Source organism: Candidatus Polarisedimenticolia bacterium, from assembly GCA_035764505.1.
GTDB lineage: Bacteria > Acidobacteriota > Polarisedimenticolia > Gp22-AA2 > AA152 > AA152.
In genome coordinates this window covers 13963-29077 of the sequence record DASTZC010000099.1, presented here as the reverse complement: position 1 = coordinate 29077, position 15115 = coordinate 13963, and the positions used below count along the sequence as shown (strand labels likewise).

Below are 15115 nucleotides of genomic sequence, written 5' to 3'. Positions count from 1 at the left end.
CCGCCCCGAACCCCGACCCCTTCCACTCCCGCCCGAGAGCGATCCGGCCGAGCCAACTTCGCCTGCCGATGAGGAATTCGCCCGGGCGATGGAGGAATCCGCGGCGCCCAGATTCCACCAGGAGGGGGAGACTGTCGAAGGGACCATCGTGGCGATCGGCCCCGAAGTGGCGTTCGTCAATATCGGGGGGAAAGGGGAGGCGACGATCGATCTCGAGGAGCTGGTGGATCCGGATCGGGCGGAGCCGCTCGCGGTCGGAGACAGAATCAAGGCGGTCATCGTCTCGGTCGCCGGAGGTTTGAGGCTCTCCTTCAAGCTGGCCCAGGGGGCCGCCACGCGGCAGCGCCTGCGCGAGGCATTCCAGGCGGGCTTGCCGGTGGAGGGACGAGTTGAAAAGGCCATCAAGGGAGGATACGAGATTCGCATCGGCGGGCAGCGGGCTTTCTGCCCCATCTCCCAGATCGATACCGAGTTCACGCCCGATGCCACGGTCCATGAAGGGCTGGCCTATACGTTTCGGATCACCGAATGCAAGGAAGACGGCAAAGATCTGGTCGTCTCCCGCCGGGTGCTGCTCCAGGAGGAGGAGGAGAAGCGGGCCGAGAAGGTGCGCCAGGCCGCCATTCCCGGCGCTGTCCTGTCCGGGCGCGTGGCGTCGGTGGTCGCGTACGGCGCGTTCGTCGATCTTGGAGGAGTCCACGGACTCCTGCACGTGTCGGAGATGGGCTGGTCGCGAGTGGAGAAGCCGACCGACGTCGTCAATCCCGGGGACCCGATTACCGTCAGGGTCCTCCGTGTCGACGACAAGGGGAAGATCTCATTGAGCCTGAAACAGCTGCAGGCCGACCCATGGTCCGCGGTGGAGGAGAAATACCGGGTGGGCCAGAAGCTGCGGGGAAAGGTCACCCGGATCGCCGATTTCGGCGCCTTCCTGGAGCTCGAGCCCGGCATCGAGGCCCTGGCTCACGCCTCCACGTTTGCCGCCACCGGAAAACGGGACGGATGGAAAGCGTCGGTTACTCCCGGAGCCACGGTGGCCGTCGAGATCCTGAGCATCGAGCCGGATCGCAGACGCATCGGTGTGGCGGTCCGGCAGGCCGAGGAGGAACCTGAGGCTGTCGAGCCGGAGAAGGCTTCGGGCCCGGCTCCGGAAGGATTCGGCTCAATCGCCGACAAGCTCCGGGCGGCAATCGAGGGGAAGAAGAAAAGCAGCTAGGACTCCTGTAAGGCTTGCTCCCGATCACGGACAGCCTGGGAACGTGCAGCTCGCGGGGGGGCAGCGCTCCATCTGGAGATTCTCCTGCACCTCGCAAGGCAGTCCGTAGTCCCCGCAGCCCTCGAGGGCCGAAACGGTGGAACGGCTGGTGCCGTTGATGACAGGCTGAGCGCCATCCTGCAACGTCCCAGTCTGGACCACCTCGATCCTGAGCGAACATTTCCCGGACACGCGCAGTTCCTGTGTGAACTCCAACGACACATCCGAGCCGGTAATGGCCCCCGAGCCCGTCGCGATGGGATCCGCGCAAGCGCTGAATATTTGCGCGCTCAGGGTCGTGTCCGATTGGGTGAGATTGACGACCCGAGGGTCCGACAAGGACGGGACGCGTGAGCCGCAGTCGCGGGAGGTGACGGTGGTGCTGCTGCGCCACACGCCGTCGACGTTGGGAGGGGTGTCCGTTGGTGGCGGTGTTCCTCCGCCCGTTCCGCCGGTCGTGTCCGACATCGTGTTGCTGTGAGTACTGGAGCAGCCGAGCGATAGAAGAGTGAGAAGCAAGAAGGCTGCTCCGGAAATTGTGTATCTCATGGCGAAGTGTCTCCGAACGCCCGTTCAAAAGGGTTTTCCGATGCACACCCTTATACGATCGGAATCCACGCTGGACAAAGGAAAAGCTGGATCTAGGGCGTTTGCCTTCGAAGAATTACCGGAAAGACCTGAGGGTAGGAAGGACGCCTTGCTCGCGTGGCGAGTCTACCGTGGTGAGTGTGCCGCCCCTGTCCGTTGAACAAAGGGCAGTGTCAATGAGGCCACGCGCCTTTACTTGTCAGCCGGGTTCGGCTTGACGCCCAGCTTCACGAGCCTGGCCGAGAGATCGCCGTAGGGACCGGCGGTGAAGGGGTGACAAGACCTGCCCGGGCGACGGACGTCTGATCAGCGGGGTGCCGGCTCGAGGATTTCGTCGCGGAACAGCGGCCTTCCTGCCTGGGAGGTCCAGAAGCCGTAGAGCGCCGGGGCGGCGGCGGCGGCAAGCGATAGAAGCATCGCCCCCAGGTACCATCCGGCCGGGCTCGGTGTCAGCGGAATATTGTCGAGCAGCCTGAACACGGCGTAAAAGGCGGCGAAGCTCAGCAGGCCGACCTGGAACAGAACGAGCCAGAGAATCGCGCACAAGAAGAACATCCCGACGATGTAGCCCGGAATGCTTCCCGAGGCCGGGTAGAACAAGACCGTCCCCAGCAGCGTCGCCGCGAGGAGGGCCGGGCCGGTGCGCCGCAGCACCAGCCGGAAGATCAACACAATGGTGATTGGGAAGATGATCTCCATGAGTGCCCGGGTGTGAATGGCCACGATGGAGACCAGGGCCGGCACGATTCCCCGCAGCGACTCGAGCGCAAAGACGCTCGAGGCCGGAAGAGCCATCGCCCCGCCCAGCGTCTCGGGAATCCAGGTCTGGAGTCGCTGGGTCAGCGCGCCCACAGCGCCCGCGGCACACCCGATCAGGAGATCGCGTCCCACCAGGGGATCGCGAAAGCGTCCCTCCAGGACTCTCACCCACGAGACCAGCATCCGCGGCCAGAGGCGCCGTGCGTAGGGCTCGATGGCCAGGTAGAAGACGTAGGCCAGCCCGAGCCGCAGCATCGCTGAGGAAAGGTGGTCGATGAACAGACTCGCCTCCGCCGGTGACGCCATGTGATGCGCGCCGAGAAACCAGAGCATCCTCATAGCCCCGAGGTACAGGGCGAAGCGCAGCGCGCCGCGGCGATCCCCCCGGCCGCGGCGAACGTTCCGCAGCGCGACGAACGCGGCGACGATGATCACCGTCACGGAGATTAAAGCGTTCGACAGTCGCGCGGCCTGCCGCCAGAACCCGCCTCGCACGGCCGACTCCTCTGCCGGGCGCGTCCAGCGCTCGACGATCCGCAGGAAGACGGGTTTGCCGCCCTCGGAGACCGCCTCGATCCGGAGGGGTGTCTGCGGCCTTCCGGGCCACAACCCCGTCCAGGCAGCCCGCCGATCCGCGTATACCGGGGGCGCCCACTCCGGGATCGTGGGCGACAGGGTCTTCTGGTCGATTCCTGTGGCACGCAGAAGAGGCGCCCAGTCCGGCTCCTGCGAAGCCGATCCCGGCTCGGTACGCTCGCCCGGCACGACCAGCAGGGAGACCAGACGGCCGTCCGGGTCGAGGCCGACCCGCGCCATCCCGGGGGTTGTCTCCGGCGGATCTTCCATCAAGGTTCCGAAGGACGCACCATTCACCGGCACCAGATCTTCCGGACTCTGTCGGTACCAGAAGAGGATTCCGCTTGGGGGGGCCGACCGGAGAATCTCCCATCGACGCGTGCCCGCACCCTCAAGGCCCCGCAGCTCCTCCAGATAGTCGAGGTTCGGATCGAACGTGAAGAGGCTGTCGCCTGGCTTCCGGTCGTGACCGGCCTCCGTCAGGATTTCCCTCGCCCGCTCCGCCAGGAATTCCGGCGGCTTGTCGAGCGGCACCATTCCCAGGAGCGCGGTCCTCGGCGCCAGAGCCAACAAGGCCACGAGCGTCACGATGAACAAGCCGAGAGCTCCCCAGGCAACCGCTGGCGATGTCGCCCCCTTCTGCCCAGCCTCGGCCACCATCTCCGGGGATGGAGTCTCACCGGCAGCCAGGGCCGCCGCCAGCGGATCGCCGCCGGGGAGCGCGGCGGCGACGGCCAGGGCCGAGGAAGGCCGGCGCGACGGCTCCTGGTCCAGGCAGCGGAGGATGACCCGCTCCACAGCGGGGTCGAACCCCTCCAGAAGGCTGGACGGGGAGGTCGGAGTGGTTTCCAGCTGCAGGCGTCGCAGCTCTCCGACGGACGATGCCTTGAAAGCCATCTTGCCGGTGAACAGCTCGTAGAGCACCAATCCCAAGGCGTAGAGGTCGCTCCGGACGGAGACCTCTCGTCCCGCCAGCTGCTCGGGCGCCATATAGGCCGGTGTGCCCGAAAGAATCTCCCCGCTGCCGATTTCCTCAGCCAGTGCGGCAAGACCGAAGTCGGTAATGCGCGCTCTCCCGCGGCCGTCGATCATGATGTTCGCGGGCTTCAGGTCGCGGTGCAGGACACCGATCTCATGCGCCGCCGCAAGTCCGGCACAGAGCTGCCGCGCGATCTGGATCGCCTTCTCCTTCGGGAGGTGGCCGATCCGTCGCAGGAGAGATGCCAGGTCCTCTCCATCCACGTATTCCATGGACAGAAAATGCTGCCCGTCGGCCTCACCGGCATCGTAGACCCGGCAGACGTTGGAGTGTGAGACCTGGCGTGCGGTCCGCACCTCGTTGAGGAACTGATCGAGGCGCTCAGGTCGCGCGTCGAATCCGGGCGGCAGGAACTTCAGGGCGACCGGCTGCCCGAGCTTGAGGTCGTCGGCCCGGTAAACCTCCCCCATGCCCCCCTTCCCGAGCAGGCCGACGATGCGGTAGCGGCCGGCGAGCAGGACGCCCGGCAGGAACCGCGCTTCTGATGGGGTGGAATTGGACGACGCCAAACGGCCGGGCGACCCTCTGGCGACAGGCGGCACATTCACCGTTGGGGATGAAGACATCGGCGAAACGGGCCTTCCGCAGGACCCGCAAAAACGGTTGTCCGGAAGCATGGGGCTCGAGCAGATCGGGCAGGTGGCCCTGATTGACATGGCGCAAAGCTTAGCACAGGGAACGAGGGCGCCCGCGCTGGCCGAAGACCATGCAATGCGAGAGTCTCGCTTACCGCACGATGGCTATCGGTACTGCCAAGCTGGTTAACACCTCGGGAGAATCCCGGTTAACGGAGAGTGAGATAGCTCGGGCGAGAAACCCCCGATTCTCCGAATTGATAAGGCCCAATTCAGCGAGTAAGCGAGACCAGTAGCTTCACGGATCCACGGGTTTCGGCTTGATGCCCAGCTTCACGAGCCTGGCCGAGAGATCGGCGTAAGGGCCGGCGGTGAAGGCTTTCCATTTCTTCTCGAAAGCGGCGATTCCCTTCTCGTAGACGGCGAGCATTTCCCGCTGCGAGGAAGTAGGCGCCGCGTCGGCGTTCTCCAGGTCGGTGGCCAGCGTCGCCAGATCGGCGTTGGCGGAGGCGGGCTTCTCCTCGCGCGCCTCGGCAAGCTTGTCGATCTGTTCCTTCTGCCGCTCGATGCTCTTCCGGAGCGAGACGGCGGCGGGATCTTTCTGCCCGGCTTCCAGGAGCCTCACGGCCTGGGCGCGCTCCTTCTCGAGAATCGCCGAGCGCGACATCGCCTGCCCCATCCGAAGCTGGAATTCGAGCAAATTCCCCAGATCCTCCTGCGAGACCTGGACGCGTGGATCCATCGTGACCCGAAGCGGCTGCTCGATCGTCGAGCCCCCGGCGTCGAGCCGGATGCGATACGTCCCCGGCAAGACGAAGGCACCCGCAGGCAGAGCGTCGGTCTCGCGGCCCGCAACCGCCGCGATCGAATACTCATATTCGGCGGCAGACGGCCGCTCGTAACGGAGGTTCCAGACGAATCGATGATGTCCTGGCGTCGATTGCAGCCTGCCGGCTCCCCGGAGATAGAGGTCCGTGAAATAAACGTCGGCTTCGACCTTCTCCGGCGGATCGGCGCTCGAGAAGCGGCGCACCGTCTTCCCCTGAGCATCGAGAATCTCGAGGCTCACCGGCCCCGAGATTCCGTCCGGCAGCACATAATCGATGATGGCGCCGTCGGGAGGATTCTCACCGCGCGGCTCTTCGGGGGGAAGCGGGGTGTCCTTGTTCTGATTGCCGCGCAGCCGGTAGGTCTCGCCGGGCGGCACGAGCCTGACGGAATCCACCGGTGAAGCGGTATCCCGCAGCGGGGCGAGCTGGTCCAGGATCCAGAGGGCGCGCCCCTGTGTCGCCGCTACCAGATCATCCCCTACGACCCGGAGGTCGTTGATGCCGGTGGTGGGAAGGTTGAGCTGGAGCGTCTGCCAGCTCTCGCCGTCGTCGAAGGAGGCCCAGACGCCGCGGCTCGTTCCGGCGAAGAGAAGCCCGGACCGCCGTGGATCCTGCCGCAACACTCCCAGCCACGCGCTCGCGGGCAGGCCGTGGCCGATCTCTTCCCAGTGGGCCCCATAATCATGCGTGCGATACGCGATCGGCCGGAAATCGTCCCGCCGGTGCCCATCGGCGGCCACGTAGGCGGTGGCGGGATCGCTCGGCGAGGCGTCGATCTGGCTGACCCTGGTCCAGTCCTGCAGCCCGGGGGGCGTGACATTCTTCCAGCTCTTCGAATCGTCGCGCGTCACCCATACCCGTCCGTTGTCGGTGCCCGCCCATACGATCCCGTCCGCAAGCGGCGAAGGGGAGATGGCGAAGATGGTTCCGAAGCCGCAGCGAGTGGCGCGCGCCACCGGCACGTCGCCCTCGCATTTCGCATCCTTGGGGGCATCGCTGAGATCGGGGCTGACGGTCTCCCAGCTCTGCCCCGAGTCGAGCGAGCGGAAGAGAACCTGCGACCCGACGTAGATGGCGTGGGGCGGGCGGGGCGAGACGGTCATCGGAGTGATCCAGGGGTAGCGGTAGCGGGCCGTGCCCGGCCGCGCGCCGTAGCTCGACACCGGCCTGGGCGCCACGTTCTTGACCTGTCCCGTCTCGGAGTCCCATCGTGACAGCCGGCCTCCCAACCCGGCGCCGTACACGATCCCGGGATGGGCCGGATCCGGCACGTCGCCATCCCGCTCGTCGCCTCCCACCGGATGCCAGTCGCGAAACGTGAGCTGCCCGTAATCGCTGCGCGAGGCGATGCCCACCGTTCCCGAGTCCTGCTGGCCACTGTAGATCCAGTAAGGAAACTGATCGTCCACCGCGAGCCGATAAAACTGCCCCGTGGGCTGGTTGTACCAGCTGCTCCACGACTCGCCGCCGTTCAGCGTCAGCACCGCTCCCTGATCGGCGGCGGTGATCATGCGACGCGGGTCGGTGGGGTCGATCCAGAGGAAGTGATAATCGTCGCCTCCCGGTGATCCCTTGGCGTAGCGAAACTCCTTGCCGCCGTTTCTGGAGACGCGCATGGAGCGTCCCATGGCCCAGACAACCTCGGGATCCCTGGGATCCGCCGTGAGGTTGTTGCAGTAGGCGGAGGCCAGCGAGGTGTCGGAGTTGACGTAGCTCCAGGTGTTGCCGGCGTCCTCCGAGCGGTAGAGCCCGCCGCCTTTCTGGGCGTGAATCGCCGCCCAGACTCGCCGCGCGCGGGTGAGAGGGGAAACGGCCAGCTCGATCCGTCCGAGCGGTCCTGCGGGAAGTCCCCGGGATCCCGCCTTGGACCAGGTCTTTCCTCCGTCGACGGATCGAAAGATCCCGCTGCCCGGCCCCATCGGCGGCTGGAAGTAATCGAGCCAGGGGTGGCGGCGGACCTCCCACAACGAGGCGAAGAGGATCTCGGGCAACGCCGGATCCCCGGCCAGATCGACCGCGCCGACCTCAGGGCCCCGGTCCAGCACGTGCACCCAGCTCTTCCCACCATCGGTCGTCCGGTAAAGGCCGCGCTCGGGGTTGGGACCAAAGACGTGTCCCAGTGCCGCGACGATCGCCACGCCGGCATCTCTCGGATCGACCCAGATCGCGCCGATGTGCCTGGTCGCCGACAATCCGACGTGGCTCCAGGTGGCGCCACCGTCGGTCGACCGATAGACGCCGTCGCCATCGACGATGTCGTAGCGTTGGTGGACCTGCCCCGTTCCGACCCAGATCACCCTGGGGTCGCTGGGCGCGAGGGCCAAAGCGCCGATCGAGGCACTCCCCATCTGGTTGAAGATCGGCGTCCAGGTGACCCCGGCATTGTTGCTCTTCCAGACGCCCCCGTCCGCCGAGCCGAAATACCAGGTGGCCGGATCGCCCGGCACTCCCGCGGCGACGGTGGCCCACCCTCCGCGGAACGGCCCCGCCAGCCGCCAGCGCATCTCACCATAGGCCGAGACCGGAACGACTGAGTCTTTGGAGGCAGCCTGAGGCGCGCCGGCGAGACCCAAGGCGGCTGTCAGGACGAGACCGACCTGGATCAATCCAGCAGCGCGGCGCATACGAGTCTCCTTCGGCATCCTTATTGATGGGATGACTCTTCACCACACCCGGCAGCGTTTTTCCGGAGCCAGGGCCTGTCCGGTCTTGCAGCTGAATGCCTGCTGAAACTCCGGCATGTTCGCCACCACGCCGTTGATCCGGTACTTACCGGGTGAATGTTCGTTGGTGATCGCCGACACGCGCAGGTTTTCCGGCCGCTGGTTCTCGCAAGCCCACTGCGCGAGCCCGACGAAGAAGCGCTGCTCCGGCGTGAAGCCTTCGCGCTTGTCCAGCTTCATGCCGGATAGGGCCGACTTCCAGGCCATCCACGCGAGGATCGTCCCGCCCAGGTCGGCGACGTCCTCGCCCTCGGTCAGCTTGCTGTTGATCTTGATGTCATCGACGATCACGTACTGCGCATACTGGTCCACGACGCACTGGGCGCGCTTTTCGAAGGCGGCACCGTCCTCCCGGGTCCACCAGTCGCGCAGGTTGCCCTTGGCGTCGAACTGCCGCCCTTCGTCGTCGAAGCCGTGCGTCAGCTCGTGGCCGATGGTGGACCCGGTATTGCCATAGTTCGGCGCGTCGTCGATCTTGATGTCATAAAGCGGCGGCTGCAGCACGCCCGCCGGGAAGTTGATGTCGTTCATCTGCGGGTCGTAGTAGGCATTGACCGTCGGCGGCGAAATGAACCATTCGGTACGGTCCACCGGCTTGCCGATCTTGTCCAGCCAGCGCTTCGACTCGAAGGCATTGGCGCGGTCCACGTTCCCGGCGAAATCGCCGCGCACGATGTTCAGGGTGCCGTAATCGCGCCACTTGTCGGGATAGCCGATCTTGTTGACGATGCTGTGCAGCTTGGCCAGCGCCTGCTGCTTCGTCGCCGGGCCCATCCAGTCGAGCTGGTTGATGTCCTGCTCCATGGCGTGCTCGATCTGCTGGGTCATCTGCAGCGTGCGCCGCTTCGTGTCCGGGCTGAAGGTGCGATGGACGAACTCCTCCCCGAGCGCGTCGGGCAGCTGGCGGTCCACCAGCGACACGCAGCGCTTCCAGCGGGGACGCAGCTGGGGTGTCCCGCGCAGCGTCCGGCTGAAAAAATCGAAGTCCTCGTTCACGAACGCCGACGACAGGTACTGAGCCTTGCGATGGGCCCAGTGCCAGCGCAGGTAGCTCTTCCAGTCGTCGAGCGGCACCGACTTGAGCTGTTCCTCCAGACCCTTGAAGAATCCCGGCTCCGTGACATTGAACGTCTGCACGCCCGGCAATCCGGTGGTGCTGAGGTAGGCGCTCCAATCGAACGAGGGCACCAGCGCCTGCAGCTCCGCGCGTCCCATCTTGTGGAACAAGTTGTGCGGCTCGCGCTTCTCCACGCGGGTCAGCGATGCTTTGGCCAGGGCCGTTTCGATGGCCAGGACCGTGTTCGCCTGGCGGGTCGCCGCCTCCGGTGAATCGCCGAGGAGCTGGAACATCCTGCCGACGTGCGCCGTGTACTTCTGCCGCAGGTCTTGCGACTTCTCGTCGGTCTTGAGGTAGTAATCGCGGTCGGGCAGGCCCAGACCGCCGGCGCTGGCGAAGGCGATGATCTGCGACGAGTCGGCGTAATCCTGGCTCGCCCCGAACCCGAACATCAAGGAGCTGAAGTAGAAGTTGAGCGAAGCCATGTGCATCGTGGCCATGAGGGGCGCCAGAGACTTCACGTCCTTGACGGCGGCGATCTGCTCCATCATGGGTTTGAGCGGCTGCGCGCCCAGCTTCTCCACCGCGCCTTCATCCATGCACGCGGCGAACTGGTCTCCGATCTTCTGTTGCGCCGGCGTGCGCTTGCCGGTGCTGCGCCCCAGCTCCTCGAGGATTCCCCACAAGTAGGCCTGATTCTCGTTCGTGAGCTTGCCGTAAACGCTCCAGGAGGCCTGGTCGGGAGGAAGGGGATTGGCCTTCATCCAGCCGCCGCACGAGAACTGGTAGAAATCGGTGCACGGATCCGCCGAGCGGTCCAGCCAGCGCACGTCCAGGCTCGGAGAGTAGGGAAGCGCCGTCAGCGGCTTCTCCGCCGGCGCGGTTTCAGCCGGCGCCTTGGCGGGAGGAGCGGGCGTGCCGGGCTGCTGGGGAGAGGCGGCTAGAAAAAGCAGGCAGGCAATAAGCGCGAACACACGCTGCGACATGCGGAGCTCCTGTGAAAGCGCACAGTCTAGAAGAATGCCTGAGCCTGCACAAGGAGCTCGCTAAACAACAATAATCGATAGCATTCCTTCCTGGCCTGTCATATAGAAGGGTCTTCCGGCGCCACTCAGGTCTGTCGGAAAGCGAGGCGGCGACCCGATCGGATGAAAACCAGCTCGGGGAGGCGCGCCGAATCGACCCGGTTTCAACTTTCTTCCTGGCGGTATCGATGGGTTTGGTGATCGAAAAGCTACCGGGGGCCGATGCCCCGAAAGAGGACTTGCTGTCATATGAGCCTGCCTCCAAATCCACTCATCGGGTGACGAGTCGGGAGCCCAACCCCGGACCGGCGGATCGGGACACGATGGGCCGGAGGCTCGCGGAGCTGCACCCGGCAGCTTTCGGTTGGGCGCTGGCCTGCTGTCGTCGGAATCGGACGCTCGCGGAGGAGGTCACTCAGATGGCTTACCTGAAGGTTCTCGCGGGAGAGGCCCGGTTCGATGGCCGATCGTCGTTGAAAACCTGGCTGTTCGGCGTCATCCGCCACACCGCTGCAGCTGAGCGACGCAAAGCCTGGCTGACTCTCTCCGGACTTACTCGCTTCGCACGGCTGCAGTCGGCTTCTCCCACCGCGCTCTCCGAAGCGGAGGCCGCCGGCGACACGAAACAGCTGCTGCGCGCGCTGGAGCGCCTGTCACGCCGCCAGCGTGAGGTGCTCCATCTCGTCTTCTACCAGGATCTGACGCTCGAGAGCGCGGCGGCCGTTCTCTGCATCACCCTGGGAGCGGCCAGGGTCCATTACGATCGCGGGAAGAAGCGCTTGCGAGCCCTTCTCTCCTTCGAGGCCTCCCTATGAGAAACAACCAGGATCCCGAGCAGGACTTGCGCGCGCGCTTCGAAGCGCTTCGGCTTCGCGACGCCGCCGGGGCCGGCCGGTTCGAGGCCGCCTGGGACGCCGCGCGACGGCGGCTCGAGAACCGGCGCTTCCCCTTCTCCTTCCGGAAGCGAATGTACCTGGCGGCGACGGGGGTCACGGCCATGGCCGCCGCCGCGGTGCTGATTTTCGTATATCGCCCGCCGCGCCCATCTGTCGAGGAGGCGATCCTTCAAGCTCAGGAGCTGCAGAGCTGGTCGGCACCCACCGATTCGCTCCTCGAAGCCGCCGAGCTCGCGAATCGCAAGACGATCCCCGACCCGGAGTCGACGAAATCTTCCGGCGGATCCCCGGAGGCACCGTCCCCCCGGTCACCCTGATCACAAAACTGGAACAAGGAGGAAAACCTTGAGACGAATTCTCGCCACCGCTCTGCTTCTCTTCGCCACCGTTACGATCGCCTCGGCCGCCGGGCCCGGTCCACGAGGTCCGCATCACGGGCCGGGTTGGATGATGTCGGGTGGTCCTCTCTGGGAAGCGTCTCTCTTCCCGCCCGATTTCGTCCTCGAGAACCAGTCCCAGATCGGCCTCACCGATGATCAGATTCTCGCCATCACCAAGGATGTCGGGGCCACCCACGACAAGCTCCGCGCCCAGCACGACACTCTCAAGGGGTTGGTGGATCAGCTCCGCGGCCTCCTGGACGCGCCCCAGGTGGATGAGAAGGCCGCGCTGGCGCTGGCGTCTCAGCTGATGGATGCCGAGAAACAGCTGAAGACCGCCCATATGGGCCTGATGATCCGGGTCAAGAACCGGTTGACCCCGGATCAGCAGGAGAAGCTCCAGTCACTTCGTCCGGCGCACCCGCAGCGCCCGCCTGCGCCGCCCGAAGGTTCCGATCCCGAACCCTCCCTCTGAATCTTCAAATCGAAAGGTGGCGGTCCGGCAGAAACGGACCGCCACCGATTCGAGTCTCCCTGCTGCATCACGACGAAGGGATCTTCGGCAGGAGCAGAGCGTTCAAGATGAGCTTGAGCGTGGAAGGGGTCGAGCCGCGGAAATTGGGCGAGAAGGCGTAGAGGACGAACTGGCCGCGCCCCTTGCGCGCCCAGACGCCGGAAACGGTATCGACGAGGAGCTTTTCGTTCTCGGCGAAGCCGGAGAGAAGGATGTTCTCCTCAGGAGTTCGGACCAGGACGCGGCGGTCCATGTCGGGTCCCGGCTGTGAGGTCCGAAACACGGGCTTGCCCTGGAAGAAGAAGCCGCCATCCTCAGGCATCCCCCAGGTGAGGGGGCTGTCCTGCGCGAAGCGGGCATGCAGCCAGGATCCGGGCACCGCGAGCCCTTTCTTGGCCAGATCCCTGGCCACGTTCTCGACCGGGATCTGAAATTCTTCTTCTTCGGTGTTCTTTCCCTTGGCTCGCTTGATCTTCTGAACACCCAGGAAGAGATCGCAGGCCTGCCCCCACGCCAGGATGATCCCACCCTGGTCGACGAAGCCCATCAGCTTTTGCATTCCCTTGTCGCCAATTCCCTTGCGAAACTCCGGCGGGAGGTCGGGCAGCGCGATTTTCTCCTCGTCACCCTTGAAATGTCCTTCCATCAGCTCGTCCTTCGTGTTGTCAGGGAAGACGATGACGTCGAAACGGGCGAAGTCGAGCTTCTCGATCTCGCCGGGGTGCACCACCTGGAAAGGAACGTCGTAGGTGTCGAAAAGGAAGCGGGTCCATCCCGCTTCCATGTCGTGGAAGTGGGTTTCCATCAGCGCCACGCGCGGCGACCGGAGCGGCACGAGGGCCACCGCGGGGGCCGCGGTCAGGATCACGGCGCGCACGGTCAACTTGTCGAGAAGGGCCTGCAGGGCGGAGCCCGTGGCGCCCTGGATGATGACGCTTCCGGCGGGAAGCGGCGCGTCGCCGATGCTTACCTGCGCGGTCGTCCGGCTCGCCGGAAGATGGCTCTTCAAGGCCAGGAATGCGCCACGCAACGCCTCGTTCTGATCCGCCGGCAGGGCGACTCCCCACGTGCCGGCGGGCAGATGGGTGATGCGGCCTTCGAGCGCAAAGGGGAGCTCCAGGGGACGCCAAGATGTCTCCAGCGCCGGGATGCGCGCGTCGACCGCTTCGGCGTTGACCCCGCAATGCAGCGGAAGCGACCAGCTGGTGATGTCGTAGGGGCGGATCATCTCGCCGCCGGGCGTGTAGTGCCGGATCGGGTAACGCTGACGCTCCATCACTTCCTGGATGAAGGGACGGAAAGGCTGGGCGAGGGGAACGATGACGGAGCCTGCTTCGAAGCTCCGGCTCCCTGAGGCCACCGCCTGCGGCAGGCGGTAGAGCCGCACGCCGTGCTCCGCGAGGAGGTTGACGAGCCGCACCCATTCGCCGGGGTCCCGCTGCCGGGGCGGCAGGACGAAATAAAACGGCGGCTGATTCCGCCCGCGTGCCACTTCACGGCGGCAGAGGTCGTTCTGGAAGCGCAGCAGGTCGCCGCGATTTTCGGACGCCGTGTGCAGCAGGGAGCGGAACGAGGAGAGCTCGTAGGCCACCGCGTCGCTGAGCCGCCACCATCCTCCCGGCCAGGGATCCAGCATGTTCACGCTCTTCTTGTACTCCGCCAGTCCCTTGCCTCCCCCTTCCAGCTCATTGGGCTCGACGTAGACGGGCGAGGCGCCGTTGGGCGTCGCGTTCTCGGTGAGCAGCGAGATGCTGTTCTTCCAGAGCGCGGTCTCGGTGGAGCCGGGCCAGTAGTTGTCGAACTCCCAATGCTGCGAGACCCCCTTGAGGCCGTCGCGCGACATGTCGTGGGTCATGTTGGTGCCGAAGAGATTGATCCAGCTCCATACCTCGGCGTCGACGTTCTCCGCGATCGGATCGTGATTGGGAGGGCAGTAGTAGCGCGGGCCCGAGGCGCCCATCCCATGCTTCTCGACCATGACCTGGGGGAACCACTCGGTGGAAAAGAGACGCGAGACGGCGCGCGTATCGTCCTGGGAAAGGGTCACGTAGTCGCGGTTGTTGTCGTGGCCGACATAACGATGGTACACACCCGGGAGCGACGAGCCGTCCCAGGAGGTCCCACGATAGGTGCGGTAGTTCTTCACCACCATGTCGAGACCGTCGGGGTTCTGGGAGGGGACCACCATCCAGACGACGTCCTCCATCTGGCGGAGCACCCCGGGGTCCTCCGTCACGGCCAGCTCGTAGGCGTAGAGGGGGAAAGACTGACAGGGCGCCAGCTCATCGGCGTGCATGGAAAGCGTCGCGAGCAGGAACACGCGGCCGTGATCGACGAGCGTGACGCGCTCGGCGTCGGGAATCGCAGGATCGAGGGCGAGGCGCCGATTGATCTTCGCCAGCTCGTCGAGGCGTGCAAGGTTCGCTTCGGTCGAGATGAAAACAGCGAGCATCGGCTTGCCCAGCGGTGAGGAGCCGATCTGGCGGACCTCCACCCGCGGCGAGGCCTGGTCGAGGGCCTTCAGGTAGCCGGAGATCTGCTCGTAGTCGATCAGCTTTCCTTCGGCCCCCGGCTTGAAGGTGAAATAGGCTTCCGGGGTCGGTGGAGCTCCTGCCACGACCGGCGCGGCGGCCGCCATCCCGATCAAGACCGAGACGAGCCATCCCGTTCTGAACATGACTTTCCCTCTCCTGGTGCCCGGTTGAATGGAACCCTGGCGTAGAGCCGGGAGATTGTAATCGTTGGCGATGGAGCCAGGGAAGACGGCCTGGCCGCAGGACCTTCCTGAACAACCGGAGCTTCACTTGGAACCGATTTCCCGGAAACTCCCGCGACGGAATTCCCGTATGAGGTGGTGACGGCGGTAGTTTGCCTCCTGGCCGGGACGTAACGGGTAAC

General features: G+C 65.4%; 10 protein-coding genes. 5 read left to right on the top strand and 5 right to left on the bottom strand.

Annotated features, from left to right (window positions below; all coding sequences use genetic code 11):
• Positions 1-88 precede the first annotated feature (88 nt).
• Positions 89-1216, top strand: a complete 1128-nt coding sequence (locus VFW45_06690) for a S1 RNA-binding domain-containing protein (GenBank protein ID HEU5180459.1) — start codon at positions 89-91, stop codon at positions 1214-1216.
• A gap of 24 nt (positions 1217-1240) precedes the next feature.
• Here the strand turns inward: VFW45_06690 and VFW45_06685 are convergent, their stop codons facing one another.
• Positions 1241-1447: a hypothetical protein gene (locus VFW45_06685; protein ID HEU5180458.1), complete on the bottom strand. Its 207-nt coding sequence runs from the start codon at positions 1445-1447 to the stop codon at positions 1241-1243.
• Between the two features lie 124 nt (positions 1448-1571).
• Between VFW45_06685 and VFW45_06680 the strand changes: the two genes are divergently transcribed.
• Positions 1572-1736: a hypothetical protein gene (locus VFW45_06680; protein HEU5180457.1), complete on the top strand. Its 165-nt coding sequence runs from the start codon at positions 1572-1574 to the stop codon at positions 1734-1736.
• 413 nt (positions 1737-2149) lie between these two features.
• Here the strand turns inward: VFW45_06680 and VFW45_06675 are convergent, their stop codons facing one another.
• The 3 genes from VFW45_06675 to VFW45_06665 form a co-directional block, all read right to left on the bottom strand.
• Positions 2150-4726 (bottom strand): serine/threonine-protein kinase, encoded by a 2577-nt coding sequence (locus VFW45_06675; protein ID HEU5180456.1) that lies wholly within the window; start codon positions 4724-4726, stop codon positions 2150-2152.
• A 364-nt stretch (positions 4727-5090) separates the two neighbouring features.
• Positions 5091-8246: a hypothetical protein gene (locus VFW45_06670; protein HEU5180455.1), complete on the bottom strand. Its 3156-nt coding sequence runs from the start codon at positions 8244-8246 to the stop codon at positions 5091-5093.
• A gap of 39 nt (positions 8247-8285) precedes the next feature.
• The gene (locus VFW45_06665; GenBank protein ID HEU5180454.1) at positions 8286-10388 is read right to left on the bottom strand and encodes a M13 family metallopeptidase; all 2103 of its coding nucleotides are present in this window, start codon (positions 10386-10388) and stop codon (positions 8286-8288) included.
• Between the two features lie 227 nt (positions 10389-10615).
• Here VFW45_06665 and VFW45_06660 point away from each other — a divergent pair, with 227 nt between their 5' ends.
• From VFW45_06660 to VFW45_06650, 3 genes are read left to right on the top strand one after another with little or no spacing between them, the layout of a single operon-like run.
• On the top strand, positions 10616-11242 hold the full coding sequence (locus VFW45_06660) for a sigma-70 family RNA polymerase sigma factor (GenBank protein HEU5180453.1): 627 nt from the start codon (positions 10616-10618) through the stop codon (positions 11240-11242).
• The gene (locus VFW45_06655) at positions 11239-11640 is read left to right on the top strand and encodes a hypothetical protein (protein ID HEU5180452.1); all 402 of its coding nucleotides are present in this window, start codon (positions 11239-11241) and stop codon (positions 11638-11640) included. The genes VFW45_06660 and VFW45_06655 overlap by 4 nt, the downstream gene beginning before the upstream one ends.
• A gap of 28 nt (positions 11641-11668) precedes the next feature.
• Positions 11669-12178, top strand: a complete 510-nt coding sequence (locus VFW45_06650) for a periplasmic heavy metal sensor (protein ID HEU5180451.1) — start codon at positions 11669-11671, stop codon at positions 12176-12178.
• Positions 12179-12245: 67 nt separating this feature from the next.
• Here VFW45_06650 and VFW45_06645 read toward each other — a convergent pair whose 3' ends face one another.
• Positions 12246-14894: a M14 family zinc carboxypeptidase gene (locus tag VFW45_06645; protein ID HEU5180450.1), complete on the bottom strand. Its 2649-nt coding sequence runs from the start codon at positions 14892-14894 to the stop codon at positions 12246-12248.
• Positions 14895-15115: the final 221 nt, after the last annotated feature.

Coding starts and splice junctions, on each gene's coding strand:
- VFW45_06645 (HEU5180450.1), bottom strand. CDS start 14,894: ATGTTCAGAACGGGATGGCTCGTCTCGGTCTTGATCGGGATGGCGGCC.
- VFW45_06670 (HEU5180455.1), bottom strand. CDS start 8,246: ATGCGCCGCGCTGCTGGATTGATCCAGGTCGGTCTCGTCCTGACAGCC.
- VFW45_06660 (HEU5180453.1), top strand. CDS start 10,616: ATGGGTTTGGTGATCGAAAAGCTACCGGGGGCCGATGCCCCGAAAGAG.
- VFW45_06690 (HEU5180459.1), top strand. CDS start 89: ATGGAGGAATCCGCGGCGCCCAGATTCCACCAGGAGGGGGAGACTGTC.
- VFW45_06655 (HEU5180452.1), top strand. CDS start 11,239: ATGAGAAACAACCAGGATCCCGAGCAGGACTTGCGCGCGCGCTTCGAA.
- VFW45_06665 (HEU5180454.1), bottom strand. CDS start 10,388: ATGTCGCAGCGTGTGTTCGCGCTTATTGCCTGCCTGCTTTTTCTAGCC.